This is a genomic window from Marinicella pacifica, from assembly GCF_014636635.1.
GTDB classification, from domain to species: domain Bacteria; phylum Pseudomonadota; class Gammaproteobacteria; order Xanthomonadales; family Marinicellaceae; genus Marinicella; species Marinicella pacifica.
The window spans coordinates 246,047-271,416 of the sequence record NZ_BMEO01000001.1; the positions used below are offsets into that span (position 1 = coordinate 246,047).

The window sequence follows — 25,370 nt, forward strand, 5'->3', positions numbered from 1 at the left end:
TTTCCCGCAAAACGAAAAAGGAGCGATGAACTCGCTCCTTAAAATTTACCTATGAAATCAGCCAATAATTAAACTGTTTCAATCGGTGCATTGGCATTGCCACCCATTGTTTTGGCACAGTAAATGGCCAAAGCGCCACCCACCAGGCCAACCACATTGGTGATACCAAAACTGGTGATTAATATCCCGATAACTTCAGCGAGAATCGCCACACCCCCTGCAACCATAATAAATTGGGCTTTTTTAGCAGTGAATAAGAACACGGCACCGGCAATTAAAATACCCACGCTCACCAATAAAAACACACCAAAGGCCATCAGACCCATACCGCCTGAGCCCATGGCTTCAGAGGCCTTATCCATTTCAGCCCGTTGTTCTTCAGTCATTTGTGAACGTGTTTGTTCCATATGCGTTGAATTCATGGCTTTTGAAAAACCCGTTGAAGCGGCACCACCGCCTAAATAAGCCAAACCCGCAAATAAATTAAAGACCGCGGCAATAATTAAAATCACACCTGCTGCTACTTTCATAGAAATCTCCCATTGTAGTTAATTGTTAATACGTGAACCACCTGTGTGGCCAAACATTAAAAAATGTCTTATTTATTCTAACACAGCAAAATCCCTTTTTATGACAGCAATATTTTAAAATGTTAGATATTTCACAAAATTGATGGTGGTTTTTTGCTATGAATTGATGAGGATGAAATAATACGTCTGCAATCAAGGAACCCCATCGGCAACCACTAACATAATTTTGTTATAATGCGACTTTTTACACAGCACCTGATTTACGTTCAGGTTAGCTTAATACGATGAAACAACAGATTGTGGTTTGCGCACTCTACCATTTTGTGCGCCTCGAAAATTTTGAATCCTTACGCGACCCCCTACTGACGCTGATGAAACAGCAGCATGTCAGAGGAACCCTATTGCTGGCCGAAGAAGGTATTAACGGCACCATCGCCGGTTCCAGAGAAGGCATTGATGTGGTACTTGATTGGTTACGCCAGGATAAGCGTCTGGCGGAATTAGACAGCAAGGAATCGTTAACTGATGAAATGCCTTTTTATCGCAGTAAAGTTAAACTCAAAAAAGAAATCGTCACCATGGGTGTGCAAGGCATTGACCCCAAGCGCGTTGTCGGCACCTATGTGGAACCTAAAGACTGGAATGATTTAATTTCGGATCCGGAGGTAACGTTAATCGATACCCGTAATGATTACGAGGTCAATATCGGCACTTTTGAGCGAGCGGTGAATCCCAAAACCGAAACTTTCCGCGAATTTCCGGCCTATGTCAGAGAAAACCTCGACCCTGAGAAGCATAAAAAGGTCGCGATGTTCTGCACCGGTGGTATCCGTTGTGAGAAATCCACCGCTTATTTAAAGGAACAGGGCTTTGAAGAGGTTTATCACCTCAAAGGCGGGATTTTAAAATACTTAGAAGAAGTCCCCAAAGAAGACAGCAAATGGCAGGGTGAATGCTTTGTCTTCGACAATCGCGTGGCAGTTAACCATGATCTTGAAAAAGGCCAATACGACCAGTGTTACGCCTGTCGCTATCCCATTACTGAGGCTGATAAACAATCAGCGCACTACCAACAAGGCGTGAGTTGTCCGCATTGTTATGATAAAACCACGGAAGAACAACGCCAACAATTTGCCATGCGCGAAAAACAAATGCAACTGGCGAAACAACGCGGTGATGCACATCTGGGTCTTGAAGCCCAACAAATCTTAAAGCAGCGTCAGGCTGAGAAAAAGGCAGCCCTACAAACGGCCAAGTCTCAGCAACAGAATAAAATCGACAGCTAACGTCTTTTGTTTAACCACAAAGACCACAAAGGTTTTCACAAAGAACACTAAGTCTTCATTTTACGCATTTCTTTGTGCACTCTGTGTCTTCTCCGTGGACTTTGTGGTTAATCTTTTTAAATTGTTTTTAATTCTGACTAACTGTCGGATACTTTTGATATTTGCGGGAACAAGGGCAAAAAAAAGCGGCCAAATAATGACCGCTTTCTGTGGGTAAGTGTCGCTACATGATATCAATCATGCGCTAAACTTATGACTTACTTGGTATCAATGGCTTTCTCTTGACCAATTTTTTGTGGGGTAATTTTTTCACGATAAAATACTTTTTCTACCGCGACAAAAAACATGGGAATAAACAAAATAGCCACCATGGTCGAAGCCAACATACCCCCAATAACAGCGATACCAATGGCGTTTTGACTAACCGCACCGGCACCACTACTCAATGCCAATGGCGAAACACCTAAGATAAAGGCCATTGACGTCATGATAATGGGTCGAAACCTTTGACGCGCTGATTCTGCCACGGCTTCCATAATACCCATGCCCTCATGCTTCAGATCCTGAGCAAATTCAACAATCAAAATGGCGTTCTTAGAAGCCAAACCAACCGTTGTCAATAAGGCCACCTGGAAATACACATCATTGGGGATACCAAATAATTTAGCCGCCAATACAGTACCAAGTACACCTAAAGGCACAGCCAGAATCACCACCAAAGGAACTGCCCAACTTTCATACAATGCTGCTAAGGATAAAAACACAATGAGGACGGAGATGGCATATAGTGCCGCTGTTTGATCCCCACTTTCTTGTTCTTCGTAGGATAAGCCAGACCACTCAATACCAAACTGTCCGGGCAAATTATTCACAATTTGTTCTATTTCATCCATGGCCACACCAGAACTGATACCCGGTGCCGGTTGACCTTGAATGTTCATAGACGGCACTGCATTAAAACGCTCTAATTTGGGCGATCCATATTCCCATTCCATGGTTGAAAAACGATCAAAAGGTATCATTTGGCCTTGGTTATTAGCCACATACCATTTCGACAAATCTTCCGGAACCATGCGACTGGATGCCTCACCCTGCATGTAGACTTTTTTGACTTTGCCCCGATCCAGAAAATCATTGACGTAACTGGAACCCCAGGCAATTTGCAGGGTGCGATTTATCTCGCTTAAATCCAGCCCCATGGTGGCGGCTTTTTCATTGTCAATGTTGATTTTTAACTGTGGCACGTCACTCAAACCACCCGGCCGAACACCCACTAAATTTGGATTTTGCGCAGCCGCACCCAGCACCTGATTACGGGCTTGCATTAAGGCTTCATGACCTTCACCACCGCGATCAACCAACTGAAAGTTAAAGCCCGAAGCGTTACCCAGTGATTGAATCGGTGGCGGAATAATGGCAAAGGCTCTGGCATCATTTAATTGTGAGAAGGCATAATTTGTTTGGTCTCTTACCGCAAAAACACTCAAATCATCACCGGGGCGTTCTTCCCAGTCTTTTAATCGAATAAAGCCCATACCGGCGTTTTGTGCTAAACCTGAAAAACTAAAACCCACCACGGTAAAGAAGCCTTCAACCGTATCGGCCTGTTCAGTTAACAGATAATGTTCAATTTTTTGCATCGATTCACGGGTCCGTTCTGCAGATGCACCCACCGGTGTGTCCACCAGAACAAACATGGTGCCCTGGTCTTCATCCGGCAAGAACGATTTGGGCAAGGAAGTAAACAGTAAGGCCATAACAGTAATAATGAGGCCGTAAATGACCGCAAATCGTAATATACGCCGCGCCATATGCGAAGTACCGGCTTCATATTTATTTCGCACCCAGTCAAAGCCGCGATTAAAGGGGCCAAAAAACCCTTTTGTTCGGTCATATTCCGGTTTTTTCGGCTTTAAGAAGGTGGCACACATGGTCGGCGACAACACCAGTGCCACCAGCACCGATAGTCCCATCACCGAAACGATGGTAATCGAAAATTGACGATAAATGGCACCACTGGAACCCGGGAAAAAGGCCATCGGCACAAATACCGCTGATAACACCACACCAATACCAATTAAGGCACCGGAAATTTGGTCCATGGATTTTTTGGTGGCTTCTTTTGGGTCCAGACCGTCTTCTTCCATCACCCGCTCAACGTTTTCCACCACCACGATGGCATCATCCACCAACAAACCGATGGCCAGCACCATGGCAAACATGGTCAAGACATTAATGGTGTAGCCAAAAACCCCCATAATAGCAAAAGTACCCAGCAACACCACCGGAATGGCAATGGTCGGGATTAAGGTGGCGCGGAAACTTTGCAAGAACAGCAACATCACCAAAAACACCAAACCCACCGCTTCAATCATGGTCATCACCACCGATGAAATCGATTTTTCAATAAACGGGGTGGTATCAAATGGAAACACCACTTCCACACCTTCAGGCAGATAGGGCACTAATTCATTGACTTTGGCTTTCACCAAATCGGCGGTTTCCAGGGCATTGGCACCGGTGGATAAAGACACCGCCATACCCGAGGCCGGCTTGCCTTTGAAGCGTGAAATGGTGCTGTAAAATTCAGAACCCAATTCAACCCGGGCAACGTCACTTAAGCGGACCTGAGAACCGTCGGTATTGACCCGCAGAATGATATTTTTAAAATCATCGACGGTCTGTAACCGTGATTGGGCTTTAACGGTGGCATTGATTTGTTGTCCGTCAATGGCCGGTAAAGCACCCAATTGACCGGCTGAAATATCGGTGTTTTGCGCGCGGATGGCGTTTTGCACATCCCCGGGCGTCATACTGAAATTAACCAGTTTATCCGGATCTAACCAGATACGCATGGCATATTGTGAGCCGAACACCTGGACATTACCGACCCCTTTCAGACGCGAAATCGGGTCTTGAAAGTTTGACACCAGAATATCACCCAGTTGGCCTTGTGAGACAGAACCGTCTTCGGAATAAAAGCCCACCACCAATAAAAACGAATCATTGGATTTAGTCACCGTTACCCCTTGCGTTTGTACTTCTTGGGGCAAACGGGTAATCGCACCTTGCACTTTGTTTTGGGTTTGCACCTGTGCAATATCGGCATCGGTACCCGGCTCAAAGGTTAAGGTCAGCGAGGCTGAACCATCCTGACTGGAGGCACTGAAATAACGTAAATTATCAATGCCGGTGAGCTGTTGTTCAATCACCTGGGTGACCGCATTTTCAACAGTTTTGGCCGAAGCACCGGGATAACTGGCATTAATGGCCACTGTGGGCGGTGCCACCGTCGGGTATTGTTCCACCGGTAAATTGGTAATGGTTAAAGCCCCGGCCAACATAATAATGATGGCAATCACCCAGGCAAAAACCGGACGTTCAATAAAATAGCGTGCCATAATTATTCCTGGTTATCTTGCTGATTAGGATTTGCTTGTTGCTGATGTTGAGTCGCCGGCAGGGACTGACTGGCGCCTTGCCAGGGACTGGGGGTGACTTGGGCCCCGGGCTGTAATTTTTGGTAGCCAACCACCACAATGGTTTCACCGGCTTCAACACCATCGGCAACAATCCATTGGTCTTGATAGGCGTGTTGGCTTTGAAATGTTTTCTTCTCCGCACTGTTGTCCGCGTTCACAACCCAGACATCCAGTCCACCCAAAGGATTTCGTGCCGCTGCCCGTTGCGGCACCAGAATTTCCTGTTGGCTACCCAAATGTAACGTCGCGGTGACAAACATGCCGGGCAATAAATTCATTGCATCGTTATCAAGCACCGCCCGTAGGGTGACGGCACCGGTGGTTTCATCCACCACCACATCAGAAAACGCCAAATAACCGCTGTGTTGCTGACCGCCCCCCTGATTAACAGTGACTTTTAAACGTGTTTCTTGGCCCGCATTATCACCATCTTCCCGGTGTGATAATTGTTGACGACTGAGTATCGCCATCACCCGTTGCGCGCGGTCGGCGGAAACCTGCATATCCACATAAATCGGCGATAGCTGGGTAATGATGGCCAATGGTTGATCTTGTCCGGAACTCACCAAAGCACCTTCGGTTAAGAAGGATTGGCCGATACGACCTGAAATGGGGGCTTTAATCTGGGCATATTCAATATTTATTTTTTGTAAATCGACATTGGCTTGCGCCACCGCAATGGCCGCTTCAGCCTGCGCTAACTGGGCTTCAACATCGTCTAAATCCTGCTCACTGACGGCCTGCTGAGCTTCTAAAGAACGAATCCGCTGCGCCCTGGTTTTGATTGTTTTTAATTGAGCCCGGGCATTTTGTAAATCCGCCTCGGCACTATTTAGGTTAGCCAGATAACGGGCATCATCCAATTGGTAGAGCTTTTGGCCTTTTTCAACCAAACTGCCTTGTTCAAACAGACGTTCTTCAATAATTCCCGAAACCTGTGGCCTGACTTCTGACTGGCGGTACGCCACCACCCGAGCCGGCAACTCCATGGTCATTTCGATTTCTTTTTGTTGAACTTGCATAGTTTCTACCGGTACCGGCCCCTGGGCACCGTAACCACCGGGTCCGGCCATACCCTGCCCGTTTTGAGGCGCTGATTGTGGCCATAATAACCAGGCAACAACGATTAATAAAATAACGACAATCAGACCGGTGAATAACGTACTTTTTTTCATTTATTGTTCTCTTATTATTGTGAGGGTTTTGAAGTCATCCCAGATATGGACTTAGTCAATGATATCTACATATAGCCACATTGATTAAACACAACCAAATAAAGACCTTTATCTTAATTCATGTCACTTCGAAATAAAGTCAAAACAGCTTGGATTGATAAAAAATCGCATTATACATACATGAATGTATGTTTTCAAAGCTATTCGTTCTTGCTACAATGCCAGAATGCGTAAAACCAAAGAAGATACCCAAAAGACCCGCCAGGATATTCTACAGGCCGCTGTGGAAAACTTTTCTGACAAGGGTTTTTTTAATACCAGCCTGAATGACATCGCCAAAACTGCCGGTGTCACACGGGGCGCGGTGTATTGGCATTTTGATAACAAGGCTGAAATTTTCGATGCTTTACATGCTGATCTGCATGAGCCTTTTATCGAGCATGTACTGGCCGATTTGGAGAACGATTCGCCCCACCCGATTTTGCAATTACGGGATTTAATGACCCGGTTGTTATTAGAGTTGGCTCAAAACCCAACCAAGCAACAAGTTATGGGGCTGTTCTTAAATTGTGATTATTCCGGTGTATTGGCGCCTTTTAAAGCACGTCACAAAGCCAGTAAGGAAGAAAGTTTGGCGCTTTTTCAGGCTTATTTTAAACGTGCGCAAGATAAGGGTAAACTCAGCCCGGATGCGGATCCGGAAATTTTGACCTTAACCTTTCATTGTTTTTTAAAAGGTCTGTTGATTGAATACTTAAACAGCGACATCATTGATTTAAAAGCCCATGCCAAACCACTCATTAATCAGCTGTTCGAAGGTCTAAAAGCCGTGCATGATCCGGCATGATAACTGTCTGGGCATTCCTTTGTACATTGGCCTGTGGCCTGACCCTTTGGTTACAGAATAAACAACAATCCGCATTGGCCGGAATGTTTAAAACCCTCGCAAGTTTATGTTTCTTTTTACCCGCTCTGTGGCTTGTAATCAATGGCCAAAGGGATCTATTCTCAATCTTATTGACCCTGGGTTTTGCCTTGTCTTTTACCGGTGATATTTTGTTGATTAAAACCAGCGATAAACAGCTGTTTCTGTCGAGTTTATTGGCTTTTTTACTGGCGCATTTAGCCTACAGCTGGGCCTTTATTGATGCCGGCATTAAGCGTTATGATTTGATGATAACAGCCGTGGTGGTGATGGCTGCCATGATCGGCTGTTATGTCTGGTTATTCAGGCATCTTAAGGGCCTGATGAAAACCGCCGTGCCGGCTTATCTGGCCGCCATTGGCCTTATGCTCATCACCGCCATGGTAACACGACATCCCATGCAACAACTGATTGTCACCGGTGCGGTGTTGTTTGCTCTGTCCGATTTGTTTGTTGCCCGGCAACGCTTTGTGTCACCGGGCTTTAACAACCGCCTGATTGGCCTGCCGCTTTATTATGCCGGTCAATTATTCTTGCTTTCAGCTCTACTCAGTGCCTGATTGCTCGCCTTCGGGCACATAAATCAAGTTGCCATCATCCATGCGATAAGTAATACCGGCTTTTATGCCGGTGCCCTCGCCCATTTGCTGACTTGATTTGTAGCGTTCCATTTTTTTGCCTTTCTTGATGATGATTTCCATATTCTCTTTGCCGGCATTTTTAACAATGGTGACATCATCGCTGTTTAACGGATTCACCGGGTTATTCATAATAATAATGAACAAAATCACAATAATCACCAGGAAAATATCAATGATATTCACCATGCTGAGAATCGGATCGTCATCATCGGCATCTAAAATACGGCGGCTCATGCGGATTTCCTTTGTAAGTAAACCGGCTCTTCAGTCACTTGTTTTTGCTGTTTTTCAATCTGTAACAGACTGGCCAGTCGCCAACGGCGTTTCACAGTGAGAATCACAAACGCCACCGAAGCCGCCATCAAGGCTACAATCACCGCGGCAAAGGCCATGCCAACTTGTTCACCGACCACCGACATTTCACCGGCGGACACACCGGCCAGTGCCGGACCCATGGGAATCATGGTGGCCACCAGACCCAATAAAGGTGCCACCCGGGCAGTGACTTTCAAGCCTTCCAATTCTTGTAATATCAACAGTTCAAGCTGTTCTGAGTCCAGATTTTGTTGGTCACTGACTTTGGCCAAGTGACAACAATAGTTTTTCCCAAAACGTCGTTGCCAAACCTCAGTTAAAAATTGCCCGAGTTGATACAAAGCATATAAAAAAGCGATGACAATGGCGGCCAAGACCGGCACCATAAACCAACTTGATAAGGTGTATAAAATGGCTTCTATGTTCATAAGGCTGTCCTGTTGTTTTGTTTAATGATGCCGATAAAGAACGGCACGGCGAGTAAAAATAACCACCAGTAATGTTTGTCTTCGGCGGCTGTTGAAGCGGTTTGCTTCACCAGTTTTTGGCCTTGCACTTGCTGACTTTGGCCGGTGGCCTTTGATGCATTCTCTGATTGGGCCGTGTTTTGTTGTGTGGCTGCGGTAAGTGGCATCAGTCCAAAACCCACTGCCTGCTGATCAACAAAATCACTGAGGGTTTTCGATGCCGGAGTGAATTGATGTTTATTGACTTTTTCAATATACGCTTCTAACAGTTGTTTTTTGGTTTCATCAGAGGCCGCCCAAAAGTCTTTACGCACCGCTTCAATCATGCGTTCCATCATCCGCACCTGGGCTTCGGGGGCATGTTCTTCAAACCATTCATTGATATCCAATTCAAGCTTATCCTGAACATAAATATCGTGCATATTTTGCCACTGGTAATCTTTCACCACGTCCGGCGACACCGACTGCCAGCCCCACAGGTTATTGGTCATGTCCTGAAGATGTAAGGCACCGGCATAACCTTCATCTTTCAATGATTTAATCCAACCGGGATGAAAGGCCCGACTGTTCATTTCCAGAGACAAAAACTCATCAGCGGTTTGGAACTGCACTTCACCTTGTTTGCGTTGATTGGAAATATAGAGTTCAGGACTTTTACCACTTAAATGCCGCACCGCCAGATCAATACCGCCTAAGTATTGGAATGGATCATCAGTGGTCAACATGCCGTATAAATTCGAACTGCGTGCCAATAAGGCCGCATCCACGGTTTTTAATTGTTGTGCATACAGGTCTGAAGCATCATCACCCTGGCTCCATTGTTCCGGGTCGGGTCCAAAGGCATGACTCATGCGTTTTAAGTAGAGTTTGGCCAATTTCTCATCACTTTCCCAGGTGTCACTGGCCAACGTGGCATCATCCAGGCCGGTGCCATACACACCGGTGGGGCTGCCAAATACCCTGGTTTGTGCCATATTTTCAGCCTGTTCTTTCGGTATGTCCTGTTTTAAAAGGTCAGCCAATAAAGTTTGGGTGTTTTTATATAACTGGTTATCGGCTTCGTCCAATTGCGCCACTTCAGCGGCGGCTTTGGCCAGTTTTTCCATGACATTGGGGAATTGATCACGGTATAAACCGGTCACTGACAACACCACATCCACCCGCGGTCGTTTTAATTCCGCTGACGGAATCACCCGATAACCGCTGACCCGACCACCGCGTCCCCACACCGGCTCTACGCCCATGGCATAGAACGCCTGACTTTCCAGCACACCACCGTGGCGCATGGCTTCCACGGCCCACAATGAAAAAGCCAACTTATTCGGGTATTCGCCGTGCTTTTGATGGTAATCGTTAATCAGTTCTTTGGCGGCCTTTTTGCCCGCCAGCCAGGCTTCTTTATTGGGCAATTTAGCCGGATCAAAACCCACCAGATTACCACCGGTGGGTAAGGCATCGGGTACCCGAATCGGATCACCGCCAATCTGTGGCGAAACATGCTGCCCGGACAGCGCGGCGGTTAAGCCGGCCAATTCGCCATCGGTGCGTAAGTTATTAAACATCTCACGGGCTTGTTCGGCAAAAACCTGCTGCGCACCGTTGACTTTTTTATCGTTTAAAATCACATCAACCAACCACTGATACGGTTCAGTTTGTTGCAGTTTTTCATAATCCTGCACCAACAATTCATCGCTATCGGGCAAATCAAAACTATCAATGAATGCCTGTCCCAGCATTTGCATCACGGTACTGATTTTTTGCTGCTCCGGACTGTCCGTGGCAAAGGTATGCAGTCCAATCGGCTGAGATTGCGCCGCCAGTTCATGTAAATAATCATGCAAAGCGAAGATAAAATCCTCCGGGCGTTCACGGACTTGTTGCTCGGTCCAGGCCAGACTTTCAGTCAGTGATTCGTCTTTGGCCAGTTGCATCAGACTGTTTAAGGTGTTGGCTTTAACTTCACCCGGTTCGAGGTTTTCCCATTGATGAATCAAATCATGGGCATCCACCAAAGTACCGTGCAATCCTGATGCACGAAAAGCCGGCGTTTGATGACTCACCATCACCGCCCGACCGCGTCTTTTCGCCTGTACCGCTTCACCCACATCATCCATGATGTAGGGATAAATAATCGGAATATCGCCAATCGCCACATAGGGATCGTCAGCCGTAGCGCTCAAACCACGCTCTTTTCCGGCCATCCATTCCTGGGTACCGTGGGTGCCAAAGTGAATCAGGGCATCGGCATTAAAGCGGTCTCGGACCCATAAATAACTGACCAGATAAGCATGGCTGACCGGCACACGGGTGTCATGGTAGAGTTGTTTCTCTTGATCAATGTCACCGGTGCCGCGTGAAGGCTGCGGTAAATAAACCATATTTCCGGATTCAATCACCGGAACAATAAAGCCGGCTTCACCCGACTGTTCACTGATCAATGAAAAGTCCGCAGGCTTGCCCCAGTAGTCTTCAATGCGTGCGCGGGTTTTTTCCGGCAGTTGCTGGTACCATTGTTGATAATCTGTTAATGATAGCCAGTGGGCCTTGTTCTCGGACAGCATCTGTTCTCGGCGTTTTTTATCGAAACCGGCACCAATCACATCCGCAAAACCATCGATAAAAGCCTGTTCGGTCAAGGCTTGGGTTTGGTAACCGGCTTTCTGCCATTGTGCACTGAGATTCGCTAAACTGCGTGGTACATTGAGGTAGGAAGCAGAAAAGTTATGCTGGCCGGGCGGATAGTTGTACACCATCACCGCCACTTTTTGTTTGGCTTTGGGTTGTTTTCTGAGTTTGGCCAGCGCCACCGCTTTATTCACCGCGGCATTCACCTGCTCAGGAATCAAGTGCATCACACCTTCATGTTCAGCCCACATCACCAACGGATCGATTAAGCCGTTTTGTTCCGGTAACGCCAAATACAATGGCGTTGAACTTAAAGACAGACCCACCACATCTTCGCGCCAGCTGTCAATACTGTCACCCCACCAACCAATACCTTGCATCACCGGAATTCCGAGGGTATTCAGCTGATCTTCCAGACCATTGTGATAAACCGGTTGCATATGAATTAAAACATCCACCTCAGGTGGCACCAACGCCGGCAAGTCCACATCATCACCCAAAGAATAAAATAAAGGTAAGGCCGTAACACCTTTTTGTTCAATAATTTTCACCAGTTCGTCGATGTGCTCTGTGGCGGTGGATTCGATATAGCGGGGATGAAAGCCAATAGCAATCACCGGTTTTTCGGCATCTGTTTTTAAAAAAGTCAGCATTTGACTGGCATCCGCCGTAAACTGCTGCGGATAATCCGCATAATAGACCCCGGCTTCCGGTAACACCAAAGGCTCGGCTAAACCGGCAATGGTCTTGTCTTCAATGATCAGCTTCACCGCCAGCATGAACTGTGCCATATTTTGGCGCCCACCATGGCGGTAATAGCTGAGTAATAAGTCCGCTTGTCCGGCACTTAAATTACTGTGGTGAACTTCGTCCGAAGCATACCAAAAGTGATGATTAGTATAATCTTGTCCGGCAGGCTCGGTCTGCTGAATCAACGCTGTCATATCAAAAGACCGCGCCAAATCCACCAGCACAAAATCACCCTGCCGCAAAACCTGATTTAACTTATCCGGCGACAGATCCTGCTTTTCAACCATATGAAAGGTCAAACCTTCATTCTGTGCTGATGTTTGCAGCAACTCTTTTTTACCCGACAGCATCATCGAATCGGTCACCACCTGAATAGTCTGCGCCTGGAGCGTCCCTGCCACCAGCCATAAAAATAGACTCAATCGAAGCATAAAATCCTCCCTAAAACTGCATGCGCCAGCCCAAACGAACATTGCGTCCGTACAGGGCATAACCAAAATCATCGCTTTCTTCACTTAACACCGTATTGGTCAGATTATTCAGTTTTAAGGAAAAACTGTGTTTATTTAAACGGTATTGAATTTGGGCATTGAGCAATTGATAACTTGGTAATTCGGTTTGGCCGCTACTTTCATTAATCCACTGTTGACCAATATATTGCCATTGCACACCGGTGGTCAGACGATCATCCAGCCAGTATTGGTTTATACCGAAACTGGCCTGATGACGTGGTCTGTTAGGGAGTTTTTCGTTGTTATCCTTGTCTTCTCCATCGGTGTAGGTATAACTGCTGTTTAAAGCGGTTCGCTCAGTCAAATCCATGTTGAGCTCAAACTCAAGACCCTGAAGGCGGGCTTCATTGACATTGACGTATTCATTAACCCGACCAAAAGGTCCGCCGCAGTTCTCAACACATTCAGTGGCAATTAAATCGGTGACCTGATTGTGAAACAAAGTGGCGCTAACCGTGGTATTTTGATCGCTTTCATAACGCACACCCAGTTCCAGATTGTCACTGGATTCGGGGTTTAAATCCGGATTACCCACAAAACTATGCGGCCCGTCAAAGCGGTATTCTGGTGAAATTTGCTTTAAGGTCGGCGCTTTAAAGCCATGCCCGTAACCCAATTTAACCGCCCAGGCATCCGCCGGCTGCCACACCAGATAAGCCCGTGGGCTCATTTCACTGCCAAAATAGCCGTGATGATCCCAGCGATTACCCAACGTTAAGGACACATCATCCACCAGTTGCCACTCATATTGCGCCAGCAACGCCTTGTGAGTCACTTCATCACCATTGTTAATAAAGGCGCTGTGCTGTAATTGCTCTTCACGCCATTCAGCCCCCAGGGTTAAACGGTTCAAGCCAAAATCACGGTAAAATCCGGCTTCCAGCACATCATCGGTTAAAAACTGCGGTGTATAGGCATTGATGGCAGGATGATCATTACTGTTTACCACATCAATCTCAGCCCGATAATAGCCGATGCGACCGGACCACACGTCAAAGTCAGCCTGCCACTCCACCGTATGCTGCTGCCGCGTAATATCATACATACTGCGAAAAAAAGGTGCCTGTCCCCGACTATTGGTTTGGTACCATGTGTCTTCATCAGTAAAAATGGCGTTAACCAACAATTGTTGTGATTCAGTGAGCTGCCAATTAAAACCGATTTGTCCGGTGGTGTGTTTTTTACCTTCAATATCAGACAAACGTGAATCCATCGGACTAATCACATCGTCGCGATTACCATAAGCTAAATTAATATCCAAAGATAATTTTTCACCCATCGGTACATGCATATGGGCGCCAACAGTTTGGTTGCCGCCACCATTATCTTCGGTGTGTAATGTGCCTTCAGCATTGATTGCTCCTGAGAAATCACCTCGGCCTTTTATGGTAATGATATTAATCACACCGCCCAGTGCTTCTGATCCATACAAAGCCGACATTGGTCCGCGAATCACCTCAATCCGCTCCACTGCATCCAACGACAACCAGTTGTACTGTAAATCCGAATGCCCGATGACATCATCGGTGGCAGATATTCGCCGACCATCAATCAAAATTAAAGCATGTTGCGACTCCATACCCCGCAAGCTAATCACTTTACGGCCACCGACACCCCGACCCACCAGACTGACACCGGGCACCCGGCTTAAAAGTGAAGTCAGTGACGGTTCCGGTGAGGCCTCAATCGCTTCCCGGTCGATAACCGTTAAAGCCGCGGGTGCGGTTAAGGTACTGTGAGGGTTGCCGGTGGCTGTAACCACCATTTGTGACAGTGGAATTACACCATCGTCAACATCCGCATTGGCGGACACCATCGAGGCCAAACCACAACATAAAAAACAGGTGACAGGACGTAACTTCGCTCCGGATTGCATAAAGATAACTCGCATTTAAAGATGATGCGAATCATAATGATATTTGTTCTCATTTGCAATATGTGAGCTATAATTATTTAAAATATTTATCAATTCATTCGTTTATTCCGATCCGTGGAAAATCACACAAGAACAAAAAACCCGCACCAGGCGGGTTTTTTTTAAGATTTTTGATGAAATATTTATCAACTGCTCCCATCAAAACCATTTTCAAAGATTAAATCATTCGGCGCAGCACAAACATCCGTAGGTACCTGATATGACTCTACTTCGTCTCCCAAGCTACCACTGCTCCCGGATGAAGCACCTTCGCCCAGGCCGCGCTTGGCAAACGCTGACCAAATTTCACAATGATTAGCACCACCGTTGTTGGCTGTATCAGCGGCTAATATGGCGTCCCGTCCACTTTCAAAACCCGGTGAGCACGGTTGTAATTTCAAACCATCAATCACCAGTTGCAAAGCCAGATTATTACCCCCTGTGCCCTGATAAATATCCGCATCAAAGCCATACTTATCAACCAAATTCCAATACATATCCCACAGCATAACGGTCCAAATAGATCCCACACCATGTGGTGAAACGTTTCCACTGCCAAAATCAAAATCAGCAACGTCTGCAAATGTATGCGGATTAATATTCATATCACGCGAATAAGGATAAGTCCGAATACCATTGGGGTTTTGGGTGGCGAAATAGCCCATGGCCCGTGCATCATTGGCCTGGTCACCAGCTTGAGCCGTCATCACCAAAGCAAAGAAATCACTCCAGCCCTCGCCCATTTGCTCCGCATTCCATAAACAACTTGTGTTATTTGGCCCACCGGTTAAACGGTTAGAAATACCATGTCCATACTCATGGATAATGATTCCATTATCAAAATCTCCGTCCCGATCAACACCATCCTTACCCAGTGTTCCATTAACTGTGCCGGCTTGATTTTTTAAAATAGCACCATTGTTCTGACTAATCATAACAGCCGCTATATTGACTTGATTGCCTTGTGCCCCTGCGCCCATGGTGATAACCTCATCGCCACCCTGGTTATTCGCCACAATAACTGCACTGGCACCCGCATTTTCAGCATTTAACGCCTTGGTGCCAAATTCACAATTACCACGATCAATGAGAGCAATATTGCCTGGTGTAAATCCAACCAGTGGATTACAACCCTCACTGCCATTCACTGTACCATCATCCACTAATTCAATATCACCGGTAATACCGGCGCCATCTAAACTAGCACCAAAACCGGCCGCTGCAGCGTTGTAAAAACCGGCGATAGCGGCCGGCGAATTAACCGTTAAACCTGCACGGGCTGTAAACACATACATTTGCATACGTGGATTTTGACCATCAGGCGGGGTGCTGAAATTGGCATTATTTGTACCGGATCCATCCAATGCATCGGCATTGACTGCATCACCGGCTGAACCGCCATTTCCGTAATTATTTTCCTGAAAATTTCCCGCCACTTCGTCAAAACCATAGTGGTACATCACATCATGAATAATATTATTCCAATAAAACAAATTCACAATCGCCGCTTCCATATTCTCACCATCGGTGGGTTCTAATTGCCCGTCCCAGGTGTATAAAAAGTCTAAACCGATGCCACCATCCGGCCGAAAACCACCTGAATTATTGTCATCCCGGTCTTCCTGTGCAAAAACGTTGTTGCCTCGGGTATCCGTGTATTCGGCACCGACAACACCATTGATGTCATGCCAGCCATAGGATGATGCCACAAAATCCGCCGGTTCTGTCACCACACTGAAAGCTGCACCCACAGCGGTTGGGCTTTCATAGGGCAGCGGCAACACTTCATAAGAAGCATGGGCTTGCCAGCTCACCTGATCAATGACCTGATTGGTTTGCGCATCCACCCGCAAACTCCACCAATTGTCCGGCGTCTGAATGGACAGGTCCCAGGCCAGATTTAACGATCCATCCGGCATTTTCTGATATACCAGCTTCACCGGAATATCGACCCCTGAAATCTCATCGCCGCGAAAAACAACCGCCTGGTTAACACCACGGCTTTGTTGAATCGCCACCGGCGGTAAATAGGTATCAATATTCAAATAATCAGCCGCCGATAGCACCGCATGATCTGGCCTCACTTGATCTTGAGTGGTGTTTATTTTTGCACGGGCATCAAACATAAATTGATTGTGTATAGTCAACACGTCACCATCTTTAGTCAGGTTAATTTGCACATCCCCTGCCTTAACTTCAATGCCGTAAATGTACTGCCGCCACACTAAATGAGTGATTCCGTTATGTTGGGTTACATAGGCATCCTGAATACGGGCATCCAGGATATCTTGTTCAGTCAAGTTCAGGCTTTGCCGATTTTGCACTAAATACTGACGCGACGAGTCAACAGATTCCTGCAAACTCATCGATTGACCATAACTGACAGACATTAAACCAAACAATAAAACAAACAACGCACAATGGCGAACAGATAAATTCATTGGGGGACTCCTCTCTTTTATTATAAAAAAACCGAGACATCATAAAACAATGCCATACATGAAACCATAAAAAAACCCGCCAATTTGACGGGTTTTTGATTTAAAACAAGGTTGTCCTACTTACTGGCCGTATTTCACCACCTTTTGTTCGATGGTACCGAAAATGTCTTCGCCTTCATCGTTGGTGATTTGAATCTTAACGGTGTCACCAAAACGCATAAAAGGCGTGCTGGCTTCGCCGTGTTCAATCACCTCCAATACCCGTTTTTCAGCGAGGCAAGTGGAGCCTTTGGCCATATCATGGTTAGCGATGGTGCCTGAGCCGATAATGCAACCGGCGGCTAAGGGCCGTGTTTTAGCGGCATGGGCAATCAATTCAGCAAAGTTAAATTGCATATCGACACCGCAATTAGGCTCACCAAACCATTCACCGTTGTACCAGGTGCGCATGGGTAAATGGATTTTATGGTCTTGCCATGCCTGTCCCAGTTCGTCTGGCGTGACAAAAAACGGGCTTAAAGCAGTGCGGGGTTTGGATTGCAGAAAACCAAAGCCTTTACCCAACTCAGCGGGAATTAAATTTCGCAATGACACATCATTCAAAATACAAATTAATTGAATATATTGGCCGGCTTCTTCAGGTGAAACATGCATCGGCACATCAGATGTAATCACCGCGGCTTCGGCTTCAAAATCTATACCGTAGTCCTCACTGACCACTTCGATGTCCTGATTGGCGGCTAAAAAACCATCACTGACCGCCTGGTACATTAATGGGTCTTCTTTAAAACTCGGCGGCATCTCGGCACCACGGGCTTTACGCACCCGTTCCACATGCGCGAGGTAAGCGCTGCCGTCTAAAAATTGTAAACCACGGGGTAACGGCGCCATAATTTGGTTCATGTCCAAATCAAAGGCATCATTAACACCACCTTCATTTAAATGCTGGTAGATGGTATTTAATTGTGGTGCCGCTTGTTCCCAGTTATCCAGGGCTTGTTGTAAGGTTTCGGCCACCTGCGGCACCTTGACCGCTTGCGTGCCTTGTCGGTTAACCACCACCAACTGGCCGTCTCGGGTTTGATTATTTATTGTTGCTAATTTCATGTTTCACTCCAGGAATTGATGTAACCAGACCATTCCACTTCTGTTGCCTCCGGGGTGACATCCAGCGGATCTCGGGTGTCAATCATGACGGCCACTTCTTCGGTCATCTGATTGGCTTGTTCAAAGGCTTTTTCCATGGCTTTCGGATGTGGGCCATGGGTCAAGCCGGCCGGATGTAACGTCATCATACCGGGATGAATGTTATCCCGGGAAAAGAAGTTACCGGCATGGTAAAACAGAACCTCATCGTAATCATCGTTGTTGTGATAAAACGGTACTTTCAGTGCTTTTGGATCCGTCTCAAATAAGCGTGGCACAAAAGTACACACCACAAAACGATCACCGACAAAGGTGGTATGTGCCGAGGGTGGTACATGGTAACGGTGACTCATCAGCGGTGAAATATCGCGCCAATTCAGCGCAACCGGCATGAGATCACCCTGCCAGCCGATGGCATCCAGAGGATTAAACGGAAAGGTTATCCGATTAAACTCATTGCGCCGTTTAATCACCACCTTCCAGCGGTCTTCGCTGTATTGTCCCTGAAATGCCGCATCAATTTCCGGCACGCGATACACCGCCGTATCAACAATGGCATTGGGGCCTAATAAGCCTTTATCAGGTGCTTTAAAGTGACTGTTGGTGGCTTCAATCATCAGGATTTCACAGGGATTTTCCATCTCAAGCCGCCACATGGTGCCTTTTGGAATCATCACATAATCACCTTCTTTAATCACCAAATGACCAAAATCACAAAATAAATGAGCGGTGCCTTTATGGAAAAACAACAGTTCATCACCGTCGGCATTACGCACTAAACGGGTCATGGATTCGCGGATATGCATCATGCGAATCTGAGTGCTTTTATTGCGCAATAGCACCGGCGCTTGCCAGGGACTGGTTTGGGTTTCATCCAATTCATTGGTATCAAACGCACGCGGTCGGTTATCACCTTCGAAATCACTCCAGCCGGTGTGCTTATGACGGTGGTAGAAATGGGTGACCGGGCCAAAAAAGCCTTCTTTGCCCATTTCGCGCTCATAACTGTCTTTGGGCAAATCATAATGCGCCTGACGTGCCACTGTGCCCTGTTTTTTAAAGAGTTTAAACCATTGACTACTCATCTAAATACCCTCTCTTTTGTTGTTCAAGCTCAATGGACTCAAACAGAGCCTGGAAGTTGCCTTCACCGAAGCCTTCATTACCTTTACGTTGAATAATTTCAAAGAAAATCGGACCGATGTTGGTTTGGGTAAAAATCTGTAACAGTAATTGTTTTTTAGTTTCCTCATCGGCATCAATCAAAATATGATTCTTCTGCATTCTGGCCACATCTTCATTGTGCTCCGGCACCCGTCGGTCAATAATACTGTAATAGGTTTCCGGTGTTTCTAAAAATTCAACGCCGGCGGCCCGCATAGATTCAACGGTTTCATAAATATTATTTGTGAATAAAGCAATGTGCTGAATGCCTTCTCCTTTATATTCATCCAGATATTCATTAATTTGCGATTTAGGGTCATCTGATTCATTCAAAGGGATTTTGACCGACCCATTGGGCGATGTCATGGCTTTCGACACTAAACCGGTTTTTTGGCCCTTAATATCAAAGTACCGAATTTCCCGAAAATCAAACAAATCTTCATAATAGGCACTCCACTGAGCCATATTTCCAAAATACAAATTATGGGTTAAATGATCAATAAACGTTAAACCAAAGCCGGTCGGACTCTGATTGACGCCCGGGATATCATCAAAGTCCCGTGCCAGTACGGCTTCATATGAGCCTTTATCCAGTAAATACAAAGCCGCATCTCCAATGCCTTTAATGGCCGGAAAATCCAGACCATTAAGCACTTCTATTTGCTCAGAGCCGCCTTTTAAACTGTGCTCAAGCGCGGCTTCTTTATTATCAAATATAATTGAAAAGCCCGGTGCACTGGGACCATGTTTGGCGTGAAAATCAGCGGCAAAACCACTGTCACATTCATTGATGAAAAAATCAGATTGGCCCTGTCGGTATAAAGTGATGGGCTTTTTTTTATGGCGTTTAATGGCGTTAAAGCCCATTTGTCTGAACAACCGATGCAAAGGTGCCGCGTCCGCTGCCGCATATTCAATAAATCCAAAGCCGTTGATGGTCGCTGTCATTGTTGTACTCACTTAAGATAACTAAATAGCTATTTTAACGCAATTTAGTTACATTTGAAACTAAATACTGGTTATAATTATTCACCATGGACTTTAAACATTTTATTCCCTATCAGTTATCGGCTTTAAGCTTAAAAATATCTAAAGGCCTGGCAAAACATTACAAAAGCCGATTTAATATATCAGTACCCGAATGGCGGGTACTTGTGATTCTCAATAACCATTCGGATATCACCGCCAAAACCATCGCCGAACACACCCAAATGGACAAAGTGCCCATCAGCCGCGCTTTAAAGTCACTGAATGAAAAGGATTACATTGTGCAGAAAGCGCATCCGGACGATGCCCGTGCCACCATTAACCGGCTCAGCGAACGTGGGGAAGATTTAATGGCTGTGGTGATTCCTGATGCGGTTAAATACGAACAATTTTTATTGGGCCAATTAAGCCAACAAGAACGCCAACAGCTCAGTCATTTAATCGCTAAATTCAACCGGATTTTAGAATAATCTTAAAACAGCAAGACGGCTGAACATATCGAAGTCATTGCTTCGTTGACAAGACATCATGATTTGGATTTTTTCGCTTCCAGCTCATCCCAGCGATTAAATTTTTCCTCAAGCAGCTGTTCCAATTCAACCAGACGTGTGGTGACTTGCTTAATGGTGTCGGCATCTTTTTGGTAAAAATCCGGTTCACAGGTTTGTTCCGACAACTGATTAATCTCGGCTTCTAATTGGTCTATTTCACCGGGCAATTGTTTTAATTCCTTTTGTTCATGAAACAGCAAGCGATTGCTGGTGCTGGAGGACTTGCCAGCAGGTGGTTTTTTTTCAGAAGATTTTTCCCTGCTTTCTTTTTCAGATGATTTAGTCGCTTGTTCAGCTGGTATTTTACGTTGTCTTAAATAATCCTGATAACCACCGATGTATTCATTGATTTCATAAATACCGTTATCTGGATTTTCAAAAACCAGTGTTTGACTGCAAACCTGATCAATAAAATCCCGGTCATGACTGATCAGTAACACTGTGCCCGGAAAATCCAGCAACAACTCCTGTAACAAATCCAAAGTTTCCATATCCAGGTCATTGGTGGGCTCATCCATAACCAGTAAGTTTGCCGGTCGGGCAAATAAACGGGCCAACATTAACCGAGAACGCTCACCGCCGGATAACACACTGGCCGGGCCGCGCACTTTATCCGGTGAAAACAAAAAATCCTGCAGATAGGAAATCACATGCCTGGATTTTCCGTTGATGGTGACAAAGTCGGTGCCCAGTTGCAGGTTATTCTGCACCGTGTCATTGTCATTAATATCCTGCTTTAACTGATCAAAATAGGCCACCTGAATACCGGTTCCGAGTTTAACCGAGCCGGCATCCGGTTCCAGTTCACCCAATAAAATATTGACCAGCGTGGTTTTACCCACACCATTGGGGCCAATAATACCCACTTTATCTCCACGCTGAATTTTAGTGGAAAAGTTATTTAAAATAACCCGATTCCCATAAGAAAAACCAACCTTATAAGCGGTCACCACCTTTTTGCCACCGGCATCAGCCACATTTATATCCGCTTTGGTGCTGCCTTTTTTCTCGCGCCGTTGTTTGCGCTCATCACGCAATTTATAGAGTTCCTGCAAGCGGCTGTCACTGCGGGTGCGACGGGCTTTGATACCTTGTCTGACCCAGACTTCTTCTTCTGAGAGTTTTTTATCCAGACGTTCCCATTCCTTGGCTTCCTGATCGAGTCGCAGGGTCTGACGTTTTAAAAATGTGTCATAATCACAATCATAAGCATATAAATGGCCGCGATCCAGTTCCAGCACACCATCAGCAACCGCACGCAAAAAAGCGCGGTCGTGGGTCACCAGAACAACCGCACAATGCAAACTTTTAATCAATCCCTGAAGCCAGATTATGCTGTCAATGTCCAGGTGGTTGGTGGGCTCATCCAGCAATAAAATATCCGGCGACTGCACCAAGGCAGCGGCCAGATTCAGACGCCGCCGAAGTCCGCCGGATAAAGACTGCACATTGGCATCAGCTTGCAACTGAAGCTGGGTGATCACGGTATCCAGCCGGTTTAATAAATCCCAGCCACCGGCATCGTCAATCTGTTGCTGCAAGTGCATCATTTTATCCGCATCATCGGTGCGCTCATAAGCCGCCAAATGTTCTCCCACCACACCCAGTGACTGTAAAAGAAAATCACGCACAGACACGTTAGCATCCGCTGAAGCCGCTGATTGTTGCATTTTGGCGACTTTTAAACCTGATTGGCGTTTTATTTCACCGCCGTCTACAGGTAAATCTCCGTTGATGACTTTAAGTAAGGATGATTTGCCTTCACCGTTTCGACCGATTAAGGCCCATTTTTGGCCGCGCTCAAGACTGAGGTTGACACCGTCCAAAATGGGCCTGGCACCAAAATCCAAAAAGACATTATCAAAATTAATCAGCGCCATAAACCACCAGCCATTAAATGAGGTCTCATTGTAGGTTCAATTATAAATGACACAAGTACTTGTGCATAAAAACTGACCTTTTTCGGCAGTTTTTCATTGTTAGCAGATTTCAAAGACTTATTTTCAGCTAATTTTATGATAGCGGTCACAAATTTCATGCGATAATGGTTATTTATTTTTCGGATTGGGTTGAAATAAATTCTTACAATAATTAATTGTGTGTCTGAGACATGAAAGCCGTTCCAAAACTTAATATTAATATTCCTGATCACACCATTTTAGACAAGATTGGTGAAGGCGGCATGTCCGCTGTTTATTTGGGTCGGCAGCAATCCCTGCAACGTAAAGTCGCCATCAAAGTTCTGAAAAAACTGGTGATGGAAGATAAATTACTGGCAGAACGTTTTGTGGATGAGGCCAAAACTGTGGCCTCCCTGGATCATCCGCACATCATCAGTATCTACGAAGCCAAAAAACTACCCTCGGGTCTCGCTTATTTCACCATGCCGTATTTAACCCATGGTGATTTCAGTGAAATTATTTGCACCAATGCCGAGCACCTGATTGATTTGCTGGGTCAGATTTGCGATGGCCTCAGCCATGCTCATGAGCATGGTGTCATTCACCGAGATTTAAAGCCGGACAACATCTTGTTTGACCAATTCGGACGTATCAAAATCGCCGATTTTGGGATTGCCATCACCAAAAAATCACAGCGCAAAACCAAGGAAACGCAACTGCTCGGCAGTGCCCACTATATGAGCCCGGAGCAGATTCAGTCGCGCCCCATCGATCACCGCAGTGATATTTACTCGCTGGGTTGTATCATTTATGAAAAAATCACCGGTGAACACGTTTATTCAGCCAGCAATGATTTTTCGATTTTGATGGCGCATATTAACAAACCGATGCCAATTCTGCCGGCAGAACTCAGTGTCTGGCAGCCAATTATCGATCAGTGCCTGGCTAAAAATCCCAATGATCGCTATCAATCAGTGGCCGATTTAAAAGCGGATTTGATGAAGATTCGCTACCAGGATCATCAATCGGACAGCAAACAAAAGACAACCATTAATTGGGCGGCTTATAAAAAATTCCTGGTACCGGCTTCTGTGGTGGCCGGCATGGCAATATTGGTTGTGGGAGGCTTAATGTTTATGGGTGATGAGCCTGAACCAACAAGCTCAGAACCTTTGGTGGTGGAAGCTCACACTGAACCATCGACAACCACACCATCCACCAAACAAGAACCCTTGACACCACCTGATGCACTGGCCAAAAATGTGGCACATTCTGAGCCAGAGATTCCATTGATGGAAACGGTGATTAATTTACCGGAAAATATATCCTCGGTCGACGAAGAACCCAATTTAACCGCCCGTTTATCACAAGCCAATGAAAATTTAAAATCTTTTCGTTTGACCAAGCCGGCCGATGATAATGCCGCCAGTCAATTTGCCGCCATATTGGCTGAATACCCTGACAATCAAGCAGCCCGTCAAGGCTTACATAAAGTGGGCTTGTATTATTTTAGTTTAATCAACAGCAAGCTCGATCAGCAGGCTTATGGCGACGCCATCACCCATATCCAGTCGTTAACTGATTTTTTTAAAGAATACCCAATAAAGGCCGGCGATTACCAAACAGATATCGAAAAAATAACCGATAAAGCGAATAACTTAGTTCAACAAGCCATTAAAAAACGTCGCAGCAATCCTCAAGCGAGTGATTATTTAACCATGGCCATGATACTTAAACCCAATGATGAAACTCTGACCATACTCGAAACCCAGTATCAAGCGATTCCCAAAACCGGTGATGTCATGACTGATTTATCCGGTTATACCTGGGTATTTGTGGCTGCTGCCAACAGCACCGGTGTCGGTGATTTCTGGCTGGCACAAAGTGAAACAACGGTGGAACAATTTAAAACTTTTGCCGAAAACAAAGGTTTTAATGAACGCTGCGAGCATTTTGGCAAAGGCGGATTCTTCAAAAAAACCTGGGACAAACCACCCTTCGATCAGACCGCACAACATCCAGTTATTTGTATCACCGCAGCCCAGGCAGTCGCTTATGCGGCCTGGCTGTCAGACAACCAGAAAGCGGACTATCAATTACCCACCCTGGCACAATGGCAATCAGCACAACAGCAACTGGCCAAAAAACCAAACTGTGGTAACAGCAATATAGCCGGCGAAGAAACCAGTAATGAATCCAAATTTGATCAGCGCAGTGATTGTCGTGATGACTTTGTCTTTACCGCACCGGTGAATTCTTTGGGTGCCGCCACCAACAGCCATGATGTTACCGGTAATGTGGCCGAATGGGTGCGCGATTGCGGTCAGCAAAAATACTGCGCCGCCGGTGGTTCATGGATGAGTGGCAACTTAGCCGACACCTTAAAAACCGAATCAGCCGATCCGAACAAAGCCCTCTCGCATGTGGGTTTCCGACTGATTAAAACCATTGATTAATCCCAAGATTACCATCAGACCTCTGTCCTCTGTGTCTTTGTGGTTTTCATTAAATAAACCATATGCAAAGATAAAAGCTTATGCAAAGCACCATTCCACAA

The 25,370-nt window shown here is 46.0% G+C and carries 17 protein-coding genes; 5 read left to right on the plus strand and 12 right to left on the minus strand.

Annotation, left to right across the window (positions count from 1 at the left end; translation table 11 throughout):
- Window positions 1-68 precede the first annotated feature (68 nt).
- Window positions 69-530 (minus strand): hypothetical protein, encoded by a 462-nt coding sequence (locus tag IEV16_RS01050; protein WP_188363804.1) that lies wholly within the window; start codon window positions 528-530, stop codon window positions 69-71.
- Window positions 531-814: 284 nt separating this feature from the next.
- Here IEV16_RS01050 and trhO point away from each other — a divergent pair, with 284 nt between their 5' ends.
- The gene (gene trhO, locus IEV16_RS01055; protein WP_188363805.1) at window positions 815-1,816 is read left to right on the plus strand and encodes an oxygen-dependent tRNA uridine(34) hydroxylase TrhO; all 1,002 of its coding nucleotides are present in this window, start codon (window positions 815-817) and stop codon (window positions 1,814-1,816) included.
- A 257-nt stretch (window positions 1,817-2,073) separates the two neighbouring features.
- On the opposite strand, the gene IEV16_RS01060 is transcribed toward trhO, so the two are convergent.
- Entirely contained in the window at window positions 2,074-5,217 is a 3,144-nt protein-coding gene (locus IEV16_RS01060) for an efflux RND transporter permease subunit (RefSeq protein WP_188363806.1), read from the minus strand.
- A gap of 2 nt (window positions 5,218-5,219) precedes the next feature.
- Window positions 5,220-6,473: an efflux RND transporter periplasmic adaptor subunit gene (locus IEV16_RS01065; protein WP_188363807.1), complete on the minus strand. Its 1,254-nt coding sequence runs from the start codon at window positions 6,471-6,473 to the stop codon at window positions 5,220-5,222.
- 226 nt (window positions 6,474-6,699) lie between these two features.
- Here IEV16_RS01065 and IEV16_RS01070 point away from each other — a divergent pair, with 226 nt between their 5' ends.
- Both IEV16_RS01070 and IEV16_RS01075 read left to right on the plus strand, forming a co-directional pair.
- Entirely contained in the window at window positions 6,700-7,320 is a 621-nt protein-coding gene (locus IEV16_RS01070; RefSeq protein WP_188363808.1) for a TetR family transcriptional regulator, read from the plus strand.
- Window positions 7,317-7,958 (plus strand): lysoplasmalogenase, encoded by a 642-nt coding sequence (locus IEV16_RS01075; protein WP_188363809.1) that lies wholly within the window; start codon window positions 7,317-7,319, stop codon window positions 7,956-7,958. Before IEV16_RS01070 ends, IEV16_RS01075 begins: the two co-directional genes overlap by 4 nt.
- Here the strand turns inward: IEV16_RS01075 and IEV16_RS01080 are convergent.
- The 8 genes from IEV16_RS01080 to hppD all read right to left on the minus strand — a co-directional run bounded on the left by IEV16_RS01080 (window position 7,944) and on the right by hppD (window position 20,322).
- The gene (locus tag IEV16_RS01080; protein WP_188363810.1) at window positions 7,944-8,273 is read right to left on the minus strand and encodes a DUF2149 domain-containing protein; all 330 of its coding nucleotides are present in this window, start codon (window positions 8,271-8,273) and stop codon (window positions 7,944-7,946) included. The two genes, IEV16_RS01075 and IEV16_RS01080, sit on opposite strands and share 15 nt — an antisense overlap.
- Window positions 8,270-8,782: a MotA/TolQ/ExbB proton channel family protein gene (locus tag IEV16_RS01085; RefSeq protein ID WP_188363811.1), complete on the minus strand. Its 513-nt coding sequence runs from the start codon at window positions 8,780-8,782 to the stop codon at window positions 8,270-8,272. Before IEV16_RS01085 ends, IEV16_RS01080 begins: the two co-directional genes overlap by 4 nt.
- Entirely contained in the window at window positions 8,779-12,627 is a 3,849-nt protein-coding gene (gene cobN, locus IEV16_RS01090) for a cobaltochelatase subunit CobN (RefSeq protein WP_188363812.1), read from the minus strand. Before cobN ends, IEV16_RS01085 begins: the two co-directional genes overlap by 4 nt.
- 10 nt (window positions 12,628-12,637) lie before the next feature.
- Window positions 12,638-14,599: a TonB-dependent receptor plug domain-containing protein gene (locus IEV16_RS01095; RefSeq protein ID WP_188363813.1), complete on the minus strand. Its 1,962-nt coding sequence runs from the start codon at window positions 14,597-14,599 to the stop codon at window positions 12,638-12,640.
- Window positions 14,600-14,769: 170 nt separating this feature from the next.
- Window positions 14,770-17,064, minus strand: a complete 2,295-nt coding sequence (locus IEV16_RS01100; protein WP_188363814.1) for a M36 family metallopeptidase — start codon at window positions 17,062-17,064, stop codon at window positions 14,770-14,772.
- Window positions 17,065-17,184: 120 nt separating this feature from the next.
- Window positions 17,185-18,171, minus strand: a complete 987-nt coding sequence (locus IEV16_RS01105; RefSeq protein WP_188363815.1) for a fumarylacetoacetate hydrolase family protein — start codon at window positions 18,169-18,171, stop codon at window positions 17,185-17,187.
- A complete protein-coding gene (locus IEV16_RS01110; protein WP_188363816.1) occupies window positions 18,168-19,295 on the minus strand; it encodes a homogentisate 1,2-dioxygenase in 1,128 nt (375 codons plus the stop codon). Before IEV16_RS01110 ends, IEV16_RS01105 begins: the two co-directional genes overlap by 4 nt.
- On the minus strand, window positions 19,288-20,322 hold the full coding sequence (gene hppD / locus IEV16_RS01115) for a 4-hydroxyphenylpyruvate dioxygenase (protein WP_188363817.1): 1,035 nt from the start codon (window positions 20,320-20,322) through the stop codon (window positions 19,288-19,290). Before hppD ends, IEV16_RS01110 begins: the two co-directional genes overlap by 8 nt.
- A gap of 86 nt (window positions 20,323-20,408) precedes the next feature.
- On the opposite strand from hppD, the gene IEV16_RS01120 reads away from it, so the two are divergent.
- Window positions 20,409-20,831 carry a MarR family winged helix-turn-helix transcriptional regulator gene (locus tag IEV16_RS01120; RefSeq protein ID WP_188363818.1) on the plus strand — a complete coding sequence of 141 codons (423 nt, stop codon included), beginning with the start codon at window positions 20,409-20,411 and terminating at the stop codon, window positions 20,829-20,831.
- Between the two features lie 56 nt (window positions 20,832-20,887).
- Here IEV16_RS01120 and IEV16_RS01125 read toward each other — a convergent pair whose 3' ends face one another.
- A complete protein-coding gene (locus IEV16_RS01125) occupies window positions 20,888-22,792 on the minus strand; it encodes an ATP-binding cassette domain-containing protein (protein WP_188363819.1) in 1,905 nt (634 codons plus the stop codon).
- A gap of 230 nt (window positions 22,793-23,022) precedes the next feature.
- Here IEV16_RS01125 and IEV16_RS01130 point away from each other — a divergent pair, with 230 nt between their 5' ends.
- Complete coding sequence (locus IEV16_RS01130; protein WP_188363820.1) at window positions 23,023-25,269, plus strand: bifunctional serine/threonine-protein kinase/formylglycine-generating enzyme family protein; 2,247 nt, start codon at window positions 23,023-23,025, stop codon at window positions 25,267-25,269.
- Window positions 25,270-25,370 lie beyond the last annotated feature (101 nt).

What these genes read in the sequence shown, in the direction of transcription:
- IEV16_RS01060 (WP_188363806.1), bottom strand. Translation starts at nt 5,217, where the DNA reads ATGGCACGCTATTTTATTGAACGTCCGGTTTTTGCCTGGGTGATTGCC.
- IEV16_RS01080 (WP_188363810.1), bottom strand. Translation starts at nt 8,273, where the DNA reads ATGAGCCGCCGTATTTTAGATGCCGATGATGACGATCCGATTCTCAGC.
- hppD (WP_188363817.1), bottom strand. Translation starts at nt 20,322, where the DNA reads ATGACAGCGACCATCAACGGCTTTGGATTTATTGAATATGCGGCAGCG.
- IEV16_RS01070 (WP_188363808.1), top strand. Translation starts at nt 6,700, where the DNA reads ATGCGTAAAACCAAAGAAGATACCCAAAAGACCCGCCAGGATATTCTA.
- IEV16_RS01130 (WP_188363820.1), top strand. Translation starts at nt 23,023, where the DNA reads ATGAAAGCCGTTCCAAAACTTAATATTAATATTCCTGATCACACCATT.
- IEV16_RS01125 (WP_188363819.1), bottom strand. Translation starts at nt 22,792, where the DNA reads ATGGCGCTGATTAATTTTGATAATGTCTTTTTGGATTTTGGTGCCAGG.
- IEV16_RS01050 (WP_188363804.1), bottom strand. Translation starts at nt 530, where the DNA reads ATGAAAGTAGCAGCAGGTGTGATTTTAATTATTGCCGCGGTCTTTAAT.
- IEV16_RS01095 (WP_188363813.1), bottom strand. Translation starts at nt 14,599, where the DNA reads ATGCGAGTTATCTTTATGCAATCCGGAGCGAAGTTACGTCCTGTCACC.
- IEV16_RS01120 (WP_188363818.1), top strand. Translation starts at nt 20,409, where the DNA reads ATGGACTTTAAACATTTTATTCCCTATCAGTTATCGGCTTTAAGCTTA.
- IEV16_RS01105 (WP_188363815.1), bottom strand. Translation starts at nt 18,171, where the DNA reads ATGAAATTAGCAACAATAAATAATCAAACCCGAGACGGCCAGTTGGTG.
- IEV16_RS01100 (WP_188363814.1), bottom strand. Translation starts at nt 17,064, where the DNA reads ATGAATTTATCTGTTCGCCATTGTGCGTTGTTTGTTTTATTGTTTGGT.
- IEV16_RS01085 (WP_188363811.1), bottom strand. Translation starts at nt 8,782, where the DNA reads ATGAACATAGAAGCCATTTTATACACCTTATCAAGTTGGTTTATGGTG.
- IEV16_RS01065 (WP_188363807.1), bottom strand. Translation starts at nt 6,473, where the DNA reads ATGAAAAAAAGTACGTTATTCACCGGTCTGATTGTCGTTATTTTATTA.
- cobN (WP_188363812.1), bottom strand. Translation starts at nt 12,627, where the DNA reads ATGCTTCGATTGAGTCTATTTTTATGGCTGGTGGCAGGGACGCTCCAG.
- IEV16_RS01075 (WP_188363809.1), top strand. Translation starts at nt 7,317, where the DNA reads ATGATAACTGTCTGGGCATTCCTTTGTACATTGGCCTGTGGCCTGACC.
- IEV16_RS01110 (WP_188363816.1), bottom strand. Translation starts at nt 19,295, where the DNA reads ATGAGTAGTCAATGGTTTAAACTCTTTAAAAAACAGGGCACAGTGGCA.
- trhO (WP_188363805.1), top strand. Translation starts at nt 815, where the DNA reads ATGAAACAACAGATTGTGGTTTGCGCACTCTACCATTTTGTGCGCCTC.